Genomic DNA, 20162 nt, shown 5'->3' on the forward strand with positions numbered 1-20162 from the left:
ACATGGCCGACACGAAGAATCAAGGTTTTGACATCGCCGCCGTCCGCGAGAAGCTGGCGAAGAAATCCGGTCCCGAATACTGGCGCAGTTTCGAGGAAGTCGCCGAGACGCCCGAGTTTCATGCCTGGGTGGAAGACGAGTTTCCGAACCGCAGCAGCCTGCTCGACATCAACCGCCGCGACCTGATTAAGTTCATGGGCGCGAGCATGATGCTGGCCGGTCTCGCCGGTTGCCGCTCGCTGGTGCTCCCCACCGAAAAGGTGGTGCCGTACGTCACCAAGCCGGAAGACATTATTCCGGGTCGCCCGCTGCAGTTCGCGACGGTGCTCGGTCACAACCAAAGCGCGCTCGGCGTGCTGGTGACCAGCTACGAAGGTCGCCCGGTGAAGGTGGAAGGCAACCCGAACCACCCGCAAAGCAAGGGTCGCTCGAGCAGTTTTGCTCAAGCCGCGATTCTGGACATGTACGATCCGGACCGCGCGCGTGAAGTTCACAAGAAGAATTTCCCGAGCACCTGGGATCAGCTCGGTCGCGACGCCGATGCTGCATTTACCGCCGCGGCAAAGGACGGCAAGGCGATCGTCATCCTCACCGAGACCATTGTCTCGCCGACGCTGAAGTCGCAGATCACGCGGTTCCAAGCGAAGTACCCGAACGCCGAGGTCATGCAATACGACGCGGTGTCGCCGGACAACATGCTGGAAGGCAACCGCATGGCGCTGGGTCAACCTGCCCTCACGGTGCCGAGCCTCGATGGCGCGGAAGTCATCCTCGCGGTTGACGCCGACCTCTTTGGCGACATGCCGGATTCGGTCCGGTTGGCGAGCGAATTTGCCGCCGGTCGCGGGCTGGAAAATACCAACCGACTTTACGCCATTGAATCCACGCCGACCCTGGCGGGGGCGATGGCCGATCACCGCCGGGCGGCGAAGCCGAGCCTGGTGGAAGCCTATCTCGAGGCTCTGCACACGGCGATCCTGGGCGGAAGCGGGTCCGCGCCGACCGGCGTTGACGCCGCGTTCGTCGCGAAGGTGGCCGCCGATCTCAAGGGCGCCGGAAAGGCCGTCGTGGTCGCTGGGTTCTCGGTGAGCGCCGCGGGCCACGCACACGTCGCGCACATCAACGATGCCTTGAGCGGGGTGCAATACCAAGCGCCGTTAATGCCGCAGCCGGGGAGCCAACTTGCCGGTCTTCGCAAGCTCACGCAGCAAGCCGCCAAGGGCGAAGTCGGCGCGCTCGTGATTTTGGGCGGGGACCCGGTTTACAATGCGCCGGCCGACCTGAAGTTCGCCGAGGCGCTGAGCAAGATTCCGTTTTCGGTTCACCAAACCGAGCACTACAACGACACCAGCTTCCTCACCACGTACCAGGCTCCTTGCAGCCACGTCTTTGAGGGCTGGGGCGATCTCCGTTCCCTCGATGGCACCGTCAGCGTGCAACAGCCGCTCATCGCGCCGCTGTTCAACACGAAGACAGCTTCGGAAATGATCGCGTCGCTGGCGGGTCGTCCGCGTACCAGCCATGAGCTGGTCAAGGAAACCTACGCCCCGATCGCCAAGACGGCGGCTTGGGATAAGGCTTTGCACGACGGCGTGATCGCCAACAGTGGCGCGCCGAAAACCATGGCCGTGACTGGTCAACCAGGCGCGGCGCCGAAGCCGGCCAACGGCCTGGAAATCGCGTTCCGCCCCGACCCCACCCTGTGGGATGGTCGCTACGCCAACAACGGCTGGATGCAAGAACTTCCGAAGCCGCTGACCACGATTACCTGGGATAACCCGGCGCTGATTTCGCCGCGAATGGCGGACCAACTTGGCATCAAGGATGGCGCGCACATCAAGGTGGTGGTCGGCGACAAGTCGGTCGAACTTCCCGCTCTCATTTGCGTTGGCCACGCCGACGACTGCATCACGCTGATGATCGGCTCCGGCCGCAAGGAAGTGGGTTCGGTCGGCCACGGCGCGGGGGTCAACGTCAACCCGGTGCGCAACAGCGCAGGATTTTGGATGGCGAACGGCGCGGTGGAACTCGCCGGCGGTCGCACCGACCTCGCGCTGACTCAGACTCACCACTCCATGCAGGGCCGCGACATCGTTCGCGCGTTCGATGTCGAGGATGTCCGTAAGGGCACGATGGACATTCCGGAGCACCACTTCGATATCCACACCAACATGTATCCCGACACCAAGGACGAGTTTCCTTGGGATGGGGCGCAGTGGGCGATGACCATTGACCTGAACCTGTGTACCGGCTGTAACGCCTGCGTGACGGCTTGCCAAGCGGAAAACAATATTCCCGTGGTCGGCAAGCTCCAGGTGCTCAAGGGTCGCGAAATGCACTGGATCCGCATTGACCGGTACTACCGAGTCGGCGCGGGGAACGAGGCGAAGGACCCGAACGATCAACTCGACCCCAAGAATCACGCGAGCGACGTGTTCAACGGTGACGAAATTTCGACCGTGATGATGCCGCTGGCGTGTATGCACTGCGAAATCGCACCGTGCGAACCGGTTTGTCCGGTCGCGGCGACGGTTCATAGCCATGAAGGACTGAACCAAATGGTTTACAACCGCTGCGTCGGTACCCGCTATTGCTCGAACAACTGCCCCTATAAGGTTCGCCGCTTCAACTTCCTTAACTACACCGACAACCAAGGTCAGTTTATGGATCGCACCGAAGTGCCGTACACCTGGACGGTGACTTCGACCGAAAAGCCGAGCGGACGCGCCATGCTGAAGCTACTCAACAACCCGAACGTCACGGTTCGCGGTCGGGGCGTCATGGAGAAATGTACGTACTGCGTGCAGCGCATCAACGCCGCGCGCATTGATGCCAAGCGCGACAAGCGAGCGATTGCCGACGGCGAGATCATTACGGCTTGCCAGGGAGCTTGCCCGACCAACGCCATCGTGTTCGGAAACATCGCCGACGCGAACAGTGTGGTCAGCAAGAACCGCAAGAATCCTCGCAACTACTTCTTGCTGGAAGAGCTCAACACGCGCAACCGCACCACCTATCTTGCAAAGATGCGAAATCCAAACCCGGAGATGAATAACGTCTAATGGCTGCCGTCGAAAAGGAACCCATCAACGAGCCGCTCATTACCGGCGAACATACGTACGCCGATTTTGATGAGCAGATCGGGCGACTGGTTCTGCACCAATCGGCGCACGGGCGTCCGTGGCAGGCCATGCTTGCCATCGGCATTCTCGGGGCTCACTTGCTACTGCTCGCCATCGGCGTGCTGCTGTGGCAAGGCATCGGCGTCTGGGGGAACAACCAGCCGGTTGCCTGGGGCTTCGACATCATCAACTTCGTCTGGTGGATCGGGATTGGTCACGCCGGAACGCTAATTTCCGCCGTCTTGCTGCTGGTTCGCCAGCAGTGGCGCAACTCCATCAACCGCTTCGCGGAAGCTATGACGATCTTCGCCGTTATGTGCGCGGGTCTGTATCCGCTGTTGCACACCGGGCGGCCCTGGGTCGCCTACTGGCTGTTCCCGTATCCGAACGTGCTGGCGATGTGGCCCAACTTCCGCAGCCCGCTCGTGTGGGACGTGTTCGCCGTTTCGACGTACGCGACGATCTCGATCTTGTTCTGGTTCTTCGGCCTGATTCCCGACTTCGCGACTCTGCGCGATAAGGCGACCACGCCGCTGGTCAAGAAGATTTATGGCTTGCTCGCCATGGGTTGGCGCGGTTCGGCGCAACACTGGAGCCGCTACGAATCGGCGTACCTTATCTTGGCTGGCCTCTCGACTCCGCTGGTTCTGTCGGTTCACTCCATCGTGTCCCTCGACTTCGCCGTGTCGATCGTGCCGGGCTGGAACGTAACCCTGTTCCCGCCGTACTTCGTCGCGGGCGCCGTGTTTGCCGGGTTCGCCATGGTGCTTACCTTCGCGATTCCGCTCCGCAAGATTTACAAACTGGATCACCTGATCACGGACCTCCACCTCGACTGGATGGCCAAGATCATGTTGACCACCGGCCTCATCGTGTTCTACGGCTACCTCATGGAAGTCTATTACTCCTTCCTGGGGAATGAGTACGAAATGTTCATGACGTCGAACCGCTTCAGCGGTCCCTACGCCACGCTGTTCTGGTTGCTGTGGTTCTTCAACGGCCTGTTGCCGCTAATCCTGTTCATTCCCAAGAATCGCCGCAATACGAAAATCTTGTTGCTGGTCTCGACGGGGGTCTCGATTGGCATGTGGCTGGAACGCTTCGTCATCATTCCGATGAGCTTGCACCGGGATTATCTGCCCTCCAGTTGGCAGATGTACTATCCCACCGTGTGGGACATCATGATGTTCGCCGGCACCATCTTCTTCTTCATCACTCTGATGTTCCTGTTCGTGCGATTCCTGCCGTTCATCAACATCTTTGAAGTGAAGGACCTGAAATACCGCATGGAAAAGCAACGTGATGGAGGCGGGCACTAATGGGCCACGGACACGAGCCCAAGGACCTGTTGTATGGCATCTCGGCGGAGTTTGATCACGCCGATGACCTGATGCGAGCCGCGAATCGCGCTCGCGAGGCGGGTTACAAGGTGATGGATGCCTACACTCCGTTCCCGATTCACGGGCTGGATGAGGCGATCGGCTTCCGCGATTCGAAAGTTGCGTATAGCATCTTCTTCGCGGGTCTAGCGGGCTTCCTCGGTGGGCTCGCGCTGACCTACTACACGTCGGTCATTGACTATCCGCTCAACATTGGCGGTCGCCCGAAGTTCAGCTGGCCGAGTTTCTTCCCCATCATGTACGAGTGCACGATTCTGCTTGCAGGGATCACCGCCGTGTTCGGTTGCTTGGCCTTTAACGGGCTGCCGCGACCTAACCACCCGGTGTTCAACGCGAACAATTTTGAACGCGCCTCGCAAGACCGCTTCTTCCTGTGCATCGAGCGCAAGGACGAGGCCTTTGACAAGGTGGAAACCAAGAAGTTTATGGACTCGCTCGGAGCGATTAAGGTCGACTTTGTCTACGCCGACGAGGAGGGCTGGTAATGAACGCGAAACACGGACTTTTGATCGGGGCGGCGGCGGTGATGCTGGCCGGTTGCCACACCGACATGTGGACTCAACCTAAGGTGACCACCTATAAGGAGTCGGAGATGTTTGAAGACGGCAAGTCGGCGCGGCCGCTGGAAGCGGGCGTGGTGGCGCGCGGCCATCTGAAAACGGACAAGGCGCGATTCCAGGGCCGCGACGCGGCGGGCGGATTCGTGACGGCGATGCCGGAAACCCTGACGATTTGGAATAAGAAGGTGAGCACGAGCAAGGACCTCAAGGTGGTGCTCAAGCACGGCCAAGAGCGCTTCGACATCTACTGCTCGCACTGTCACGGCAAGCTCGGCGACGGGAACGGCATGATCACGCAGCGCGGTTTGGTGTTGCGACGCAAGCCGGCCTCGTACCACGACGATCGCCTGCGCAAGATGCCGATCGGCTATTTTTATCACGTGATGACGGACGGCTTCGGAACGATGTTCGCCCAAGCACCGCGTGTTTCGGTGGATGATCGCTGGGCGATCGCCGCCTACATTCGAGTTCTGCAAGCCTCGCAAGACGTGGACCCGAACTCACTCACTCCGGAAGAACGAGCTATGGTGGACAAGAAGGAAGAAGCGGCGACGCACGCCGAAGGAGAAGGGCACTAATGGCCTCGACAGAAGCTCAAGGGCGAGTGAATTTCGGCCCGATCGGCAACGCATCGGTGCTCGTGGCCCTCATCGGCATCATCGGTGTCGGTGTGGGAGTCGCGACTGGTGCCGTCGGCAAGCAAGCCTACATGTTTGGATTCGCCTGTTACATGGCGATGGTGCTCGGCTGCCTCGGCCTGACCCTGCTGCACCATGTGTGCCGCGGGTCGTGGAGCCTCAGCGTGCTGCGCATTTTGGAAGCGGGCGGTGGCCCGGCCGCCGTGGGCGGACTCGGACTCGCGTTCATTCCGCTGTGGATTTTCCGCAACGATTTCTATCACCACTGGATTCACCCGGAACATCCGTTCGCGCACTGGTTTAAGCGCGCGTATTTCACGGAGACCTCGTGGACCATCCGCGCGGTGATGTTCCTCGCGATTTGGTTCGTCATCTCGCTAGCCATGCGCAATTCAACGCGGCGACAAGATACGTCCGGCGACTTGAACGAGCAGCACTTCCGCACCAACTACGGCGTGGCCGGATTGATCCTGTTTATCCTCACGGTGACCTTCGCCAGCACGGACTGGATTATGTCCATGGACCCGCACTGGACGAGCTCCATTTTCGGTGTCTGGTTTGCCATTAGCGGCGCGCTCATGGCGCTGACGTTTGCCACGGCTTTGGTGCTTTCGAACCGGAACAAGGCTCCGTACAACGAGATCGTGAGCCACCACTTGCAAAAGGACCTTGGCAACATGTGCTTTGCGATCACCATGCTGTGGGCGTATTTCACGCTCTCGCAGTGGATCATCATCTGGTCGGGCAACTTGCCGGAGTTCACGAGCTATTACGTGCTGCGAAACCAAAAGGCAGGCTGGTTCCTGTATCTCGGCGGCCTCAACATCTTGGTTGGGTTCTTCGTGTGCTGGTTCGCGTTCCTCACTCCAAAGGTCAAGCGCAAGCCGGAGCTGCTCATTAAGTTCTGCATCCTCGCTTGCCTCGTGCGATTCTTCGATCTTTACTACTGCGTGATGCCGTTCATGCGGGTGACTTTCTCGTTCTGGGATATCGTCGCCGTGGGCGCGTTCGCCGCGCTGTGGCTGGCGATCATGGGCAAGGAGAGCACCAAGGCACCGATCGTTCCGGAATACGACACCCGACTTCAGGAGATTGCACACCATGCACACTAACCACGAAATCGATCAGGAAGCCCACGACGAAGCGGTGCGCCTCAACTACGAGCCGCGCGATCTCAGCGTCTTCGTGATGGGCAAGTCGGTCTTGATTCTGTCCCTCATGTTCGTGGCGATGGTGCTGATTTCGTACGGCACGATTCAGGTACTCACCAAGCTGATGGGCATCCCCGAGCCGCGCACGCATAAGCCAGAACTTCGCAAGGAGCTTCCCGGCGGGCCGCTGATCCAAAGCGGTGTGGCGGCCAAAAAGGACATGGCTGATCTTCGCGCCGGCGAGAACGACAAGATTGAAAACTATCGCTCGAACGGAGCAACCGGCAAGGTTTCGATTCCGCTCGACAAGGCATTAGACGACGTCGCCGCGCAAGGGAGTATTCGCTAACGTGAAGGACAAACTCGGCGCCGCTGGATTCTGGGGAGCACTTATCCTGGTGCTCGCCATGATCGGCCTGACCATCTGGTTCCCGGCGCGTGGCAAAGCCAAGGCGATGGATAACCAAATGGGCGTGAACGAGCAACTGAAGCGCGTTCTTCCTTCGGGCTTGCGGTTCACCAACGAGACCGGCGAAAAGGTGCTGCTAAGCAGCTACCTCAACAAGGGTCGCCCGCTGTTGCTCGTGCCGATGTTCTACGACTGCAAGGGCGCGTGCATGGCGATTTCCGAGGCCACGATTGAAGCCGCGATTGGCATTCCGCAAACCACGGGCACCCTCTACGACATCGTGGTCTTCAGCCTGGACCCGACCGAAACCTCGGTCGACGCGCTGAAGCGTCGCGACTACATGCTGGAATGGTACGGCAAAAAGACGCCGCGACCGAACGCCGAAAAGGGCTGGCACTGCTTGGTTGGCGACGAAGATTCGATCAAGAGTCTCACCGACAGCATCGGCTACAAGTTCACGCGCGACAAAAAGACCGGCCTGATCAATCACCCCGCCGCGGTTGTGGTGGTGAGTCCTGAAGGCATTGTTTCGCAGTACTTCTACGGCACGGAATACCCGTCCAAACTCGTCGCGCAGAGCCTCAACGCGGCGAAGGAAAACAAGATTGAAAACCTCACTCAGCAACGAGTGCTGATCGGTTGTTTCCAATACAACCCGATCACCAAGCAATACGTGCTGGTGGCGAGCGACGCACTGAAATGGGCCGCGATCTCCATGGTGATCGCAACTTTCCTCGGCATTATGTATCTCTCAATTCGGTATCGTACGACTCCGGTTCCCGCCAACCACAAGGTGAAGGAGGAGCAGCATGGAGAATAAATGGCTAGAAATGCAGCCGCCGAGGGCCTCCAACTGGGCCGACTCGGTCGACTTGATGTTCTATGTCATCACGGCCCTCACGGTCGTGTTCACCATCCTCGTCGCGATCATGCTGTTCTACAGCATCATCAAGTACCGACGCGGAAAGGTCGCCGACCGATCGAACCCGGTGCACGATCACCAAGTGGTGGAAGCGCTTTGGACGGGCTTGCCGCTTATCCTGGCGCTGGGCATCTTCTTCTGGAGCACCGCCGTGTACGTCAAGATGCGCAATATGCCCGACCACGCTTACGAAGCCTTTGTCATCGGCAAGCAGTGGATGTGGCACGTGCAGCACCCCAACGGCATTCGCGAAAACAACGAGCTCACGGTGCCGATCGGCCAGCCAGTCAAGCTCACCATGATCTCGCAAGACGTGATCCACGCGTTCTACATTCCGGCGTTCCGAATGCAGTATCACGTGATTCCGGGCCGCTACACGAGCATGTGGTTCACCCCGACCAAAACCGGCGAATTCCACCTGTTCTGCAACATGCTTTGCGGCGTGCAGCACTCGGAAATGATCGGCAAGGTTAACGTGTTGAGCCCGGCCGAATTCGCTAAATGGATGGAAAAAGCGGGCAACCGATTTAGGCCGACCGCCTCTACTGTCGCCGAGAAAGGCAAGCAACTGTACGACGATATGAAGTGCGGCACCTGCCACGTCGATCGCGATATCGAGAACGGTCCAACGCTTTACGGCATTTTTGGAGCCACCCGCGCCACCAACGTGGGCAACGTGGTGGCCGACGAGGACTATCTGCGCGAGTCGCTGATCAACCCGTACAACAAGCTCACCAAGGGCTACGGCAACACCATGCCGGTTTACAAGTACAAGGAAGCGATCAACGAAGAGCAGATTCGTCAACTCATCGAATACATGAAGACTCTGGGCGCTGCGCCGGGAGCACAACGCTAACCCAATGAGCACTACGATCAGCAATCCATCGACCGCCAAGGGCGCGCCGGAACCGAATCCGAACGAGAAGCCGGTCAACTATATCAACGTGAGCCACACGTTGTCCAGTTGGCTGCTCACCAAGGACCACAAGCGGATCGCGCTGCTCTATCTGTTCTCGGTCTCCATCTTCTTTGCGATTGGTGGCTTGGCCGCGGGCATGATCCGGGCGGAACTCCTCTTCCCGCGCGGCTCGCTCCTTCAATCCGAAGGCTACAACCGCATGTTTACGGCGCACGGCGCCATCATGATCTTCTTCTTCCTGCTGGTCGCCATTCCGGCGATCCTCGGGAACTTCTTGATCCCGCTGATGATCGGCGCGCGTGACCTCGCGTTCCCTCGTTTGAACCTGCTAAGTTGGTACCTGTACCTGCTCGGCGGTACGTTCGGCGTGCTCGGCATGATCTTTGGCGGCGTGGACGTCGGCTGGACGTTCTACACTCCGCTGAGCTCGATGTACTCTAACGGCCAGGTGACGCTCGTCATCATGGGCGCGTTCATCGCCGGCTTCAGTAGCATCGCCACCGCGGTCAACTTCATCGCCACTATCCACAAGATGCGGGCGCCCGGCATGACCTGGGATCGGCTGCCACTGTACGTGTGGGGCCACTACGCGACCAGCATCATCATCATCCTGGGAACACCCGTTGTCGCGATGACGCTGCTGCTCGTGGTGCTCGAACGCACGTTCGGCATCGGCTTCTTTAGCCCCGAACTCGGCGGCGACCCGGTGCTGTTCCAGCATATGTTTTGGTTCTATTCGCACCCGGCGGTGTATATCATGATCCTGCCCGGCTTCAGCGTGATCTCGGAGATCATTGCCTGCTTCAGCCGAAAGCGGATTTTTGGTTACCACTTCGTTGCCTTTAGCTCGATGGCCATCGCCGGCCTCGGCTTCTTGGTGTGGGGTCACCACATGTATGTGGCTGGTCAATCCATGTACCAGGGCACGGTCTTCTCGTTGCTCAGCTTCTTGGTGGCCATCCCCTCGGCGGTCAAGGTCTTTAACTGGGCCGCGACCATGTACAAGGGTTCGGTCATTCTAGAAGCGCCGATGATCTACGCTCTCGGCTTCCTGGGGCTGTTTACCGTCGGTGGTCTCACCGGTCTGTACCTCGCCGCCATGGCGGTGGACGTCCACCTGACCGCAACCTACTTCATCGTCGCGCACTTCCACTACGTCATGGTCGGCGGAACGGTGCTTGCCTTCCTCGGCGGGATCCACTTCTGGTGGCCCAAGATGACCGGGAAAATGTTCCACCGGGGCTACGCCAAGTACAACGCGGTGCTCGTGTTCGTGGGCTTCAACCTCACGTTCTTGCCGCAGTTTGCCGCGGGCTTCCTGGGCATGCCGCGACGCTACCACTACTATCCGGAAGAGTATCAAGTCTGGATGGTCATCTCGTCGTTCGGCGCGCTTGCCCTGGGGGCAAGCCTCATCTTCCCGGTCTTCTACTTGCTGCATAGCTGGAAGAAGGGCGAAGATGCGGGCCCGAACCCGTGGGGCGCGAAGGGTCTGGAGTGGGAATGTGCTGCTTCACCGCCCGATCCGCACAACTTCTTGGTCACCCCGATTGTCACCGAAGAGGCTTACAACTACGATGCCGAAGCGGAAGAGCGTGAGCTCGCCGCCGCGGCCCGAGGAGAAACGCTCTAATGTCGCACGCAATTGAACACAATCACGGGCACGGCAACGAAGAAGTCTTCGAGCAGTTCGAGAATATCGATCAGCAGCAGCGGACCTACGTGCTCGGCATGTGGTCGTTCCTTGTCACCGAGGTCATGTTCTTCGGCGTCATCTTTATGGCGTACTTCCTCTACCGATGGAAGTACCAAGCCCAGTTCTATCATCTGCACGAGGAACTAAACATCGCCTTGGGCGGCCTCAACACGGCCAACCTGCTGTTTAGCTCGCTCGCCGTGGTTCTGGCGGTTCGCCATGCCCAGCTCGGTGAGAACAAGAAGGTGATCAAGTGGCTCGGCGTCACGATTCTCTGCGGCTTTATCTTCATGGGCATCAAAGCCATTGAGTACAAAGCCAAATACGATCACGGCATCTTCATGCTCATTCCGGGCGGCACGTTCGAATGGCATGATCCGATGGTCAACGCGGGCATCGCCAAGCTGTTCTTTAGCCTGTACTTCGCCGCGACCGGCCTCCACGGGGTGCACGTCGTCATCGGCATTATCATCTTCACCGTGCTCGCGGGGCTCTATGCCAAAAACCACAAACTGGTGCGCAACGACTACATCCCGCTCGAACTCTGCGGTCTGTATTGGCACTTCGTCGACCTTGTGTGGATCTTCTTGTATCCGCTCTTCTATCTGATTCCTAAGTAAACGCCATGGCAAATTCGACAATGAAAGACTTTCACGCCGAGCATCACGTTCAGCCGGCAAGCCTCTACTTCAAGACGGCTTTTGCTCTGGCGATCCTGATGGGCGCGACGATTGCGGCGGCGTTCATGCCGAAGTTCGCCCCGGTGCTGGCCACCACGGCGTGGGGCTCGTGGGTGATGAACATCATCGCCCTCGGCATCGCGGTGTTCAAAGCGACCTTGGTCATCCGCATTTTCATGGGCGTTAAGTTCGCCGATGAAATCACGAAGATGTACGCGGTCGGCGGCTTTGTCTGGGTCACGTTCATGACCATCATGTTCATTGACTACTTCAGCCGCCCCTACGAAAACGTGCAAGGTTGGGAGAAGACGCATCCGGCGGCAATGCCCCGAGCGGCCTATCCCGACGACCACGAATTGGATACTACCAAGCAGAATCCGATTCGACCGTTCCAGCAGAACTAGCGAAAGGCGCCCGCGAGGGCGCCTTTTTTATTCGACGTCGCGAAGGAGCGCGTCGAGCCCGACGGTGAGCCCAGACAGGCTCCAGACTCGGCGGCAGCAAAGCTTCACGCCATCCATAAACCCCGTGCGATCGGTGCTGTCGTGGCGGATGGTGAGGGTTTCGCCTCGCGACCCAAACAGCACTTCCTGGTGGGCGAGCAACCCCGGCAAGCGGATGCTGTGAATGCGCACGCCGCGCACATCGCCGCCGCGCGCGCCTTCGACCTTCAAGATGTCGCGATGCTTTTCAGGCTCGCGAAGCCGCGCATCGGCAATCACCTGCGCAGTTTGGGTCGCAGTGCCACTCGGCGCATCGGCCTTGGCGTCGTGGTGCAGCTCAATAATCTCGGCGTTTGGCAGCCAGCGCGCCGCCTCGGCGGCAAACTTCATCATGAGCACGGCACCGATGGCGAAGTTCGGCACGATCATCGCCGGGGTGCCCGACTCCTCGGCGGCCATTGCGATCTCGCGTTGCTCCGGCTGCGAAATTCCGCTGGTGCCGACGACCACTGCCACCCCTCGCTTGAGCGCGGAGAGCGCGTGCCCAGCGGCGCTCGTCGGATGCGTGAAGTCCACCAGCACGTGGCACTCCTCCGCGTCGAGGGCCGCGCCCACTTTATCGCCGATCACCAAATCGGGAGCGATCGGCCCGACCACGTCGCGCAAGGTCCGGCCCACGTTTTCGCGATCCACGGCGACGGCGATCTCCACGTCGAGGTCGTTGGCGACCGCTCGGACAACTTCCTGACCCATCCGACCGCATGCGCCGACCAGACAGACTTTTACGACATTCGTTGGCTTTGGCATTACTTTCCGCTCCCCAGCTTGCGCACCAGCCGAACCGGCCCTTCGACCACCAGCGGCAAGCCGCGGTCGTCCACGATGCTGGAAATCTCCTTGCCCCGAGTGCCGCTAATCAGCCAATGGCCTTCAAACTTCTGGCCGTCAATGGTCACGGTCTTTTTGCCCTTGTAGGTGGTGGTGTGCAGCCGCCATTCCTGCTCGGCCGCGCTAAACACGTAGGCGCTGGTTTGGGTGCCCAGCTTGGGCTTGGTCGAGATGAACCAGTGCTCGGCTTGGTTCTTGGTCGGGCCGTCGGGCTTGTTCACCGCGCGAGTCTGGCTCTCCGAGCCCTTGCGCACGGTGAGGTTTGCGCCCTGGTCGCCGAAAAGCGCCGTCACCAAGTTCTTGGGTTGCCCGACCTGATTGAATTCGTAGATCATGCGGACTGGCGCGCCCTCGGCCGAGTACACCGACTCGTTGCGAATGATCACCGCGCCCGGCTTGGGCCGGTTGAACGTCATGGTCATGGTCAGCTGCTTGCCGCCATCGGGCAGGAGTCGCTGATTGATCACGGCCTCGCCCACCACTGCGTCCTCCATGTACATGGTCAAGGTGACTTCGGCGCGTGCGGCATGAGCACCCGCCAGAAGCCCGCAAAAAAGCGCGAGTCTCATGGCGTAAGTATAGTTAGATTTTCTGTGTTTCGCCGTTCGTCGGTGTACACTAACCGCTCCGGCATGAATGCGTTCGAGATCGACCATAAATGGGAAGATCCGGAAGGTCTGCACGACCTTCTGACCTCGATTCGCGCGAAGCATCCCGAAGCGAATATCAAGAAGATTCGCTACGCGTATTACGTCGCCGAGCAGGCGCATCGCGACCAGAAGCGGGGCAGCGGCGAACCGTACATCACGCACCCGCTAGCCGTTGCCCAAATTCTGGTGGACCTCGACATGGACGAGGAGGCCGTGGTGGCGGCGCTGCTCCATGACGTGCTCGAGGACAGCGAGGACTTCACGTCGCAGTTTTTGGAAGAGAAATTCGGCGAGGTAGTGAAGGACCTGGTGGAGGGCGTCACCAAGCTCAAGCTCAAGCAAGCCGATGGCGGAGCGCGCCTCACCGAGACCACGCGCGCCGCGGAAACTCTGCGCAAGATGCTGCTGGCGATGGCGCAGGACATCCGCGTCATGGTCATAAAGCTGGCCGACCGCCTGCACAACATGGGCACGCTCGACGGCCTGCCACCCGAGAAGCGCACGCGCATCGCCAACGAAACCCTGGACATCTACGCGCCGCTCGCGGCCCGGCTCGGCATTTGGCAGATCAAGTGGCAGCTCGAAGACCTTGCGTTCAAGTATCTGCATCCCAAGGAGTTTCAGGAGATCAGCGACTTGGTCGGCAAGAAGCGCATCGAGCGCACGGATCAACTGAACGCGAGCATCGCCATTCTTAAAGACCGCTTGTTGGGGCGGGGAATCAAGGGCGTCGAGGTGAATGGCCGTCCCAAGCACCTCTACAGCATTCACAACAAGATGGTGAAGCAGGGGTTCAAATTCGAAGAGATTTTGGACCTGATGGCGATCCGCATCATCGTTCCCTCGGTGAGCGACTGCTACCTCGCGCTTGGCATTGTCCACGACATTTGGCTGCCGATGCCCGGCTACTTTAGCGACTACATCGCCAAGCCAAAATCCAACGGCTATCAATCGTTGCACACCAAAGTGTTTGGACCGTTTGAAGAGCCGATCGAGGTGCAGATTCGGACCCGCGAAATGCACCGCGTGGCCGAATACGGCGTCGCCGCGCACTGGTCGTACAAGGAGGGCGAGGAGCAGAAGTCGCAGCCCGGTGAATTCAGCCGCCTTCGCGAGCAGCTTTTCGACTGGTCGAGTGACAACCGCACGTCCAGCGACTTCCTGCGCACCCTCAGCCAAGACCTCTTCAGCGAGCAAGTGTTCGCGTTCACTCCCAAGGGAGACGTGATTGACCTGCCCGCCGGCTCCACGCCGGTGGACTTCGCGTTTCGGGTTCACTCGTCGCTGGGCCTCAAGGTGGTGGGCGCCAAGGTCAACGGCCAGATGGTGCAGCTGAACCGCGAGCTAAGCAACGGCGACGTGGTGGAGCTCGTCACGCGTAGCAACGCGCAGCCGAGTCTAGATTGGCTGGAGTTTCTCAAGAGCGCGAACGCGAAATCGAAGGTGCGCGCGCACTTCCGTCGCCTGAACAAGGGCGACAACGCCGCGCGTGGCCGCGAAGCGCTGGAAAAAGAGCTCAAGACGTTGGGCATTGAGCCGCGCGAACTGCTCGGCGAAGATCGCCTGACCGCGCTCGCCCGCGAGCACTACAATTCGAGCGACGCCACCGACCTGCTAGCCAAGGTCGGTGAAGGGCAGATCACCGTGCAAAGCGTGGTGCTGAAGCTGCGCGGCATCGTCCAACCCGACAAAAAGGCCGACACGCTGCAAGTGACCAAGGTGGCCAGCGAGGGCAACACGCTCAAGGTCACCGGCTCGCTCGAGCACATGATGATTCGGCGCGGGAAGTGTTGCGATCCGCTACCCGGCGAAGAGTGCGTGGGCTATGTCAGCCGCGGTCGCGGGCTGCTGATTCACCGCAAACTTTGCCCCAACGTGTTGCACTACGAAACCAAGGAGCGCGAACGCCTGATCCCGATGGATTGGCCGAGCGACGGCACGCCGTACCCGGTACAACTGCGCATCATTTCGCTGAACCGGCAAGGCCTGCTCATGGATGTGAGCACGATTTTCGGCGAAAGCAAAACCAACGTGGTGGCGGCGAAGATTCGGACGTTGCCAAACCAAACCGCCGAAATTGAGGTGGTGATCGAGGTGCGCGACATTGATCACCTGAACCAATTGATGGTGCGCATCGGCAACTTCAGCGACGTGATTAGTCTGCTTCGTGTGTTTGGTCGGACGGTGAAGTAATCCTCGTATATTTTCCGTCTAGCAATCCAACTAGCTGGTGGAATCTCCTGGGTATATGTTAACCACCGCACTCGCTACGCTCGCTCTGATGAGCCCCGATTCGATTGCCACCGTACCGGTGAGCAATCCCGACCCGAATTGGCAAGCGCGCCACGCCCGCAACCTGGGCCTTTCGCAGCGCTCCACCGAGGTGTTGCTCCTCGGCGATTCGATTACGGCCAACTGGGACGCGGTTCCGGCGACTCTCCGCAGCAGCACCGGCACCACCAGCGTCGCCAACTTTGGCATTCAGGGCGATCGCACCGAGCATATTTTGTGGCGATTGCAATCGGGCGAAGGCGCGGGCACGAATCCGAAGGCGATTCTGCTGATGATCGGCACCAACAACGCCGGCGCGGGGAATCAATCGGAGTTTGACGTGTTCCTCGGCACGCAAGCCGTGGTGGGCGAACTGCGCAGGCGGTTCCCGGAAGCCCGGATTCTCATTCAGGCGATTCTGCCGCGCGGAGCGCAGGCCAGCGACCCGCTGCGCCGCGAAATCGCGGCCGCCAACGACCTCGTGATTGGGCTGCGGGATGGCCAGCGCGTGTTCGTGCAGAATTTCTCGCGCTCGTTCGTCGCGCCGAACGGGACGTTGCGCACCAACCTTTTCCTGCCGGACATGATTCACCCGAACGCAAACGGCTATGCCGTATGGGCCCGAGCGGTTAAGCGCAACTTGGCGCTGATGCGGGTAGGAAGAAACCCCGTGGATATCATTCGATAACCGCGGGGTTCAGAGCGCCGGACGCCCCTTATTCAAATTCGGATAGTGTCCTCTCCTCGTTTGTTGCTTCGTCCGACAACTTTATCTTATCGCCGCTTGACAGCGTTTGTCAAGCGGCATTTTGCATTCATTCCATGGACTTGACGAGGTGCACGAAATCCGCGCTAAATCTGCCCAGACCGTTGACGTCGAGGGCCGAATCGTCGTATAATTAGCAGACAGGCGCGCTGACTGCTAAGTTTGCCGCGCCACTAGGACTAGACAATGGCAGCAAAGAATCTCGTTTTTGATGAAATGGCACGTCGTGCGCTTGAGCGCGGTGTCAACAAGGTTGCAAATGCAGTGAAGGTGACGCTTGGCCCCAAGGGTCGCAACGTTGTCCTCGACAAGAAGTGGGGCAGCCCGACCATCACCAAGGACGGCGTGAGCGTCGCCAAGGAAATTGAACTCGAAGATCCGCTCGAAAACATGGGCGCGCAGCTCTGCAAGGAAGTCGCGAGCAAGACCAACGACGTGGCCGGCGACGGCACCACGACCGCGACCGTGCTGGCGCAATCCATCGTGAACGAAGGTCTCCGCTACGTGGCCGCCGGTGGCAACCCCATCGCCGTGAAGCGCGGTATTGATGCCGCCGTCGACAAGGTCATCGAGTCCATCAAGTCGCAAGCCGTGACGGTAAAGGACAAGGAACAAATTGAATTCGTCGCCACCATCGCCGGCAACGACAACGAAATCGGCAAGCAAGTGGCGGAAGCCATGGACAAGGTCGGCAAGGACGGCGTCATTACGGTGGAAGAATCGAAGGGGCGCGAAACCAGCCTCGAAATCGTGGAAGGCATGCAGTTCGACCGCGGCTACATCAGCCCGTACTTCGTGACCGACCCCGAGCGCATGGAAGCCGTTCTGGACAATCCGCTCATCCTCATTCACGAAAAGAAGATCAGCAGCGCGCAAGACTTCTTGCCGTTCCTGGAAAAGGCCGTGCAAGCGCGCAAGCCGATTCTTGTGATTGCCGAAGACATTGAAGGCGACGCCCTTGCCACCCTCGTGCTCAACAAGATGCGCGGGATTCTGCAAATCGCCGCCGTGAAGGCACCGGGCTTCGGCGACCGCCGCAAGGCCATGCTCGAAGACGTGGCCGTGCTCACCGCTGGTCAGTTTGTCAGCGAAGACATGGGCACCAAGCTCGATGGCGTGACCATCGACATGCTCGGCACCGCCAAGAAGGTCGTCATCACCAAGGAAGACACCACGATTATTGAAGGCGCCGGAACCAAGGAAGCCGTCATGGGCCGCATTGAGCAAATCAAGCGCCAGATCGAAAACACGGACAGCAACTACGACCGCGAGAAGCTCCAGGAACGCCTGGCCAAGCTGAGCGGCGGCGTCGCCGTCATCAAGGTGGGTGCCTCCACCGAAACCGAACTGAAGGAAAAGAAGCACCGCTACGAAGACGCTCTTTCGGCCACGCGCGCAGCCGTGGAAGAAGGCATCGTCCCGGGTGGTGGCGTAACCCTGTTGACTGCCGCCAAGGCGCTCGACAGCCTTAAGCTCGAAGGTGACGAACTCACCGGTGTGCAAATCGTCAAGCGCGCTTGCGAAGCTCCGATCCGCACGATCGCCGAAAACGCCGGCCTGGAAGGGAGCGTCATCGTCGAGAAGGTCCGCAATGCCGCTGCTGGCACCGGCCTCAACGCCGCCACCGGTGAAATGGTGGACATGGTCAAGGCGGGCATCGTCGATCCGGCCAAGGTGACTCGCTCGACGATCACCAACGCGGCTTCGATCGCCAACCTGGTGCTCTCGACCGAAGCGCTTGTCGCCGACAAGCCCGAACCCAAGAAGGCAGCCGCCGCGGGTCCGGGAATGGACGACATGGGCGGCATGGGCTTCTAAACCCATTCTGCGGGGAGTGCTCACCTGAGTGCTCCCCCGGTCCACAAGATGGCTAACCGTAAGCTTCGCGTCTTCTTCGCTCACACGAGTGAGTTCGCTCGCCTAAGGGGCAAGCTCAAAAAGAGCTTCAAGAAGATGTCAGAGGGTTGTGATGTACAGGTGGAGTTGGTAGCATGGAATGCCGTACTCCCTCAGAGTCCGAAACGAGTTCAGGATGTTTTTAACGGGCTGATCGCAGATTGCGAACTCTTCTTACTACCAGTTGGACTTTCTCTTGGTCGCGAAAGCGATATACCTGGTATAGGAAGCTATTGCGAGGAAGAGTTTCACGTTGCTTGTGACCTGCGGACGAAACAGATAAGAGATACTGGAACAGCGGCACTCCACATAGCACTTTTCGTAAGAGAAGGAGGATCCGACACGACTGATTCCCGAGTTTCAAAATTTGTTGAGAAAGTCTCTCCAGACTTCATTTTTGCTAAGTATCGAAATGATCACCACTTGCAGCATGATATTGAAGAACTAGTTCGGAAGTATCTATCCGGAGAATATCCGAATAAGGAGTTGGCTTCGCGACCAGTTGTCTACAATCGCGAAGCTTCTGAAATGCGCGATCAGTTACACATCCAATCTCTCGAGTTGCTCGCAGATTTCGCCACTTCACTTTACTCGGGCAAGTTGGTACGGGCAGGGGAAATCTCGGACGAAATTGCCAGAAGCGCTAAAGTCGAAGGAGATGTTTTGCGCGAATTCTCAAGCATCGTTGCAGATACGATCTCGATCGCACGTTCTGGGCCTAACACTGCGGATGCAATGAGGGGCAAAGTGATGAGCAATCTCACCAAACTCGGACGGTTGGTAAGCGCTATGCTTGAGGGCAACTTCGCCGATCAGGTTACCTTGGTTCAGCAGATTGATGGTATGGAGGGAGAATGGCATAGGATTCAACTTGAGGTGGCCTACAGAAAGCGTGATTTTGATTTTATCATCGCGGATCAACAGCCGCGCTTTGGACCAGGCTGCGATCCATCGGTTCCGGCAAACCTGGCTCTGTGCTACTTTAGAAAGGGTGACTTTCGGCGAGCAGTTGAGTTTTCTGACCTCGCACTAGAAGGGAGAAGGACAATACCGCTTGCGAGGAGTCTGTGGATGGCTCAGGAACAAAGAAGCTGGATATGTCTAGCAATGGGTGATTATGATGATTCGCGGTTCTGGATTCAAAAGTGCCTGAACTCTTGCCTTCATGAGGGCGCACATGTGGCTGCTCTCCGGATTTCTAGGAGCATGCTACTAAAGTACCAGGAAGCGAAGGCGGCCGAAAGCGAAGTCACTAAGTTGATGAATGGTTTGCTTCGTACGAGTAATGACTTCCCTGAGGACGTAGCACTTCTGATGAGACTCTGGCTCGAGTTGTGTTTGCTGGATGAAGAGTCTGTAATATCATTACTCCTCAAGAATGATAATGCACTCATCTCCCTTTGTAAAGGGTCAATGCGTGACAATCTCTGTGTCGCCGAATTGCTCAGAGATGTGGGGATCCTCGCACTGCGGAAGCAGCATCGGGAGGGTATCTCAGTAATATTATGTTGCTACGAGCAAGTGATTATGCGCCAAACGCCAGGCAGAAACTTGTCGTCCGATATCTTGAATTTTTTCATGTATCATTTTATTCGTGCAAATTCTAGCGGTAGTGTTTGTGTTTTCGGCTTTGACGGCGAGAAGCTAAATTACTTGAAGGAGCATAACATGTTGCCAACAGTAATAAGCGATACTTTGACTACCACATCGCCAAACAGCGCCGCGTAGCGCCACCTCCGCAAGGGGGTGGC

Annotated in this window: 17 protein-coding genes; 15 read left to right on the top strand and 2 right to left on the bottom strand. The window is 58.7% G+C overall.

Annotated elements, in window-relative coordinates:
* Window positions 1-2 precede the first annotated feature (2 nt).
* Genes JNJ45_00435 through JNJ45_00485 form a run of 11 tightly spaced genes read left to right on the top strand, consistent with a single transcriptional unit; the run spans window position 3 to window position 11901 of the window.
* Complete coding sequence (locus JNJ45_00435; GenBank protein MBL8047125.1) at window positions 3-3062, top strand: TAT-variant-translocated molybdopterin oxidoreductase; 3060 nt, start codon at window positions 3-5, stop codon at window positions 3060-3062.
* Window positions 3062-4441 (top strand): polysulfide reductase NrfD, encoded by a 1380-nt coding sequence (gene nrfD / locus JNJ45_00440; GenBank protein ID MBL8047126.1) that lies wholly within the window; start codon window positions 3062-3064, stop codon window positions 4439-4441. The genes JNJ45_00435 and nrfD overlap by 1 nt, the downstream gene beginning before the upstream one ends.
* Entirely contained in the window at window positions 4441-5007 is a 567-nt protein-coding gene (locus JNJ45_00445; protein ID MBL8047127.1) for a DUF3341 domain-containing protein, read from the top strand. Before nrfD ends, JNJ45_00445 begins: the two co-directional genes overlap by 1 nt.
* Window positions 5007-5660 (top strand): cytochrome c, encoded by a 654-nt coding sequence (locus JNJ45_00450; protein ID MBL8047128.1) that lies wholly within the window; start codon window positions 5007-5009, stop codon window positions 5658-5660. Before JNJ45_00445 ends, JNJ45_00450 begins: the two co-directional genes overlap by 1 nt.
* Entirely contained in the window at window positions 5660-6832 is a 1173-nt protein-coding gene (locus tag JNJ45_00455) for a hypothetical protein (protein MBL8047129.1), read from the top strand. The genes JNJ45_00450 and JNJ45_00455 overlap by 1 nt, the downstream gene beginning before the upstream one ends.
* Window positions 6822-7220, top strand: coding sequence for a hypothetical protein (locus tag JNJ45_00460; GenBank protein ID MBL8047130.1), 399 nt, complete (start codon window positions 6822-6824; stop codon window positions 7218-7220). The genes JNJ45_00455 and JNJ45_00460 overlap by 11 nt, the downstream gene beginning before the upstream one ends.
* A gap of 1 nt (window position 7221) precedes the next feature.
* Window positions 7222-8100, top strand: a complete 879-nt coding sequence (locus JNJ45_00465) for an SCO family protein (GenBank protein ID MBL8047131.1) — start codon at window positions 7222-7224, stop codon at window positions 8098-8100.
* 10 nt (window positions 8101-8110) lie between these two features.
* Entirely contained in the window at window positions 8111-9058 is a 948-nt protein-coding gene (gene coxB, locus JNJ45_00470; GenBank protein ID MBL8047132.1) for a cytochrome c oxidase subunit II, read from the top strand.
* Window positions 9059-9062: 4 nt separating this feature from the next.
* Window positions 9063-10754: a cbb3-type cytochrome c oxidase subunit I gene (locus tag JNJ45_00475; protein MBL8047133.1), complete on the top strand. Its 1692-nt coding sequence runs from the start codon at window positions 9063-9065 to the stop codon at window positions 10752-10754.
* Window positions 10754-11437, top strand: coding sequence for a cytochrome c oxidase subunit 3 (locus tag JNJ45_00480; protein ID MBL8047134.1), 684 nt, complete (start codon window positions 10754-10756; stop codon window positions 11435-11437). Before JNJ45_00475 ends, JNJ45_00480 begins: the two co-directional genes overlap by 1 nt.
* A 20-nt stretch (window positions 11438-11457) precedes the next feature.
* Window positions 11458-11901, top strand: a complete 444-nt coding sequence (locus JNJ45_00485) for a hypothetical protein (GenBank protein ID MBL8047135.1) — start codon at window positions 11458-11460, stop codon at window positions 11899-11901.
* Window positions 11902-11928: 27 nt separating this feature from the next.
* Here the strand turns inward: JNJ45_00485 and JNJ45_00490 are convergent, their stop codons facing one another.
* Together JNJ45_00490 and JNJ45_00495 are read right to left on the bottom strand one after the other, a co-directional pair.
* Window positions 11929-12747, bottom strand: coding sequence for a 4-hydroxy-tetrahydrodipicolinate reductase (locus tag JNJ45_00490; protein ID MBL8047136.1), 819 nt, complete (start codon window positions 12745-12747; stop codon window positions 11929-11931).
* A complete protein-coding gene (locus JNJ45_00495; protein ID MBL8047137.1) occupies window positions 12747-13397 on the bottom strand; it encodes a hypothetical protein in 651 nt (216 codons plus the stop codon). Before JNJ45_00495 ends, JNJ45_00490 begins: the two co-directional genes overlap by 1 nt.
* Before the next feature lie 63 nt (window positions 13398-13460).
* Between JNJ45_00495 and JNJ45_00500 the strand changes: the two genes are divergently transcribed.
* The 4 genes from JNJ45_00500 to JNJ45_00515 all read left to right on the top strand — a co-directional run bounded on the left by JNJ45_00500 (window position 13461) and on the right by JNJ45_00515 (window position 20139).
* Entirely contained in the window at window positions 13461-15671 is a 2211-nt protein-coding gene (locus JNJ45_00500; protein ID MBL8047138.1) for a bifunctional (p)ppGpp synthetase/guanosine-3',5'-bis(diphosphate) 3'-pyrophosphohydrolase, read from the top strand.
* 88 nt (window positions 15672-15759) lie between these two features.
* Complete coding sequence (locus JNJ45_00505; GenBank protein MBL8047139.1) at window positions 15760-16437, top strand: hypothetical protein; 678 nt, start codon at window positions 15760-15762, stop codon at window positions 16435-16437.
* Between the two features lie 264 nt (window positions 16438-16701).
* Window positions 16702-18333, top strand: a complete 1632-nt coding sequence (groL, locus tag JNJ45_00510) for a chaperonin GroEL (GenBank protein MBL8047140.1) — start codon at window positions 16702-16704, stop codon at window positions 18331-18333.
* 48 nt (window positions 18334-18381) lie between these two features.
* The gene (locus tag JNJ45_00515; protein MBL8047141.1) at window positions 18382-20139 is read left to right on the top strand and encodes a tetratricopeptide repeat protein; all 1758 of its coding nucleotides are present in this window, start codon (window positions 18382-18384) and stop codon (window positions 20137-20139) included.
* The last annotated feature ends 23 nt before the right edge of the window (window positions 20140-20162 follow it).

The sequence above is a fragment of the Chthonomonas sp. genome (genome assembly GCA_016788425.1).
GTDB lineage: Bacteria > Armatimonadota > Fimbriimonadia > Fimbriimonadales > Fimbriimonadaceae > JAEURQ01.

Excerpts from the sequence above, each read along its gene's own strand:
- JNJ45_00455 (MBL8047129.1), top strand. The coding sequence starts at position 5,660 with ATGGCCTCGACAGAAGCTCAAGGGCGAGTGAATTTCGGCCCGATCGGC.
- JNJ45_00450 (MBL8047128.1), top strand. The coding sequence starts at position 5,007 with ATGAACGCGAAACACGGACTTTTGATCGGGGCGGCGGCGGTGATGCTG.
- JNJ45_00475 (MBL8047133.1), top strand. The coding sequence starts at position 9,063 with ATGAGCACTACGATCAGCAATCCATCGACCGCCAAGGGCGCGCCGGAA.
- JNJ45_00485 (MBL8047135.1), top strand. The coding sequence starts at position 11,458 with ATGAAAGACTTTCACGCCGAGCATCACGTTCAGCCGGCAAGCCTCTAC.
- nrfD (MBL8047126.1), top strand. The coding sequence starts at position 3,062 with ATGGCTGCCGTCGAAAAGGAACCCATCAACGAGCCGCTCATTACCGGC.
- groL (MBL8047140.1), top strand. The coding sequence starts at position 16,702 with ATGGCAGCAAAGAATCTCGTTTTTGATGAAATGGCACGTCGTGCGCTT.
- coxB (MBL8047132.1), top strand. The coding sequence starts at position 8,111 with ATGCAGCCGCCGAGGGCCTCCAACTGGGCCGACTCGGTCGACTTGATG.
- JNJ45_00460 (MBL8047130.1), top strand. The coding sequence starts at position 6,822 with ATGCACACTAACCACGAAATCGATCAGGAAGCCCACGACGAAGCGGTG.
- JNJ45_00515 (MBL8047141.1), top strand. The coding sequence starts at position 18,382 with ATGGCTAACCGTAAGCTTCGCGTCTTCTTCGCTCACACGAGTGAGTTC.
- JNJ45_00495 (MBL8047137.1), bottom strand. The coding sequence starts at position 13,397 with ATGAGACTCGCGCTTTTTTGCGGGCTTCTGGCGGGTGCTCATGCCGCA.
- JNJ45_00445 (MBL8047127.1), top strand. The coding sequence starts at position 4,441 with ATGGGCCACGGACACGAGCCCAAGGACCTGTTGTATGGCATCTCGGCG.
- JNJ45_00480 (MBL8047134.1), top strand. The coding sequence starts at position 10,754 with ATGTCGCACGCAATTGAACACAATCACGGGCACGGCAACGAAGAAGTC.
- JNJ45_00500 (MBL8047138.1), top strand. The coding sequence starts at position 13,461 with ATGAATGCGTTCGAGATCGACCATAAATGGGAAGATCCGGAAGGTCTG.
- JNJ45_00505 (MBL8047139.1), top strand. The coding sequence starts at position 15,760 with ATGAGCCCCGATTCGATTGCCACCGTACCGGTGAGCAATCCCGACCCG.
- JNJ45_00435 (MBL8047125.1), top strand. The coding sequence starts at position 3 with ATGGCCGACACGAAGAATCAAGGTTTTGACATCGCCGCCGTCCGCGAG.
- JNJ45_00490 (MBL8047136.1), bottom strand. The coding sequence starts at position 12,747 with ATGCCAAAGCCAACGAATGTCGTAAAAGTCTGTCTGGTCGGCGCATGC.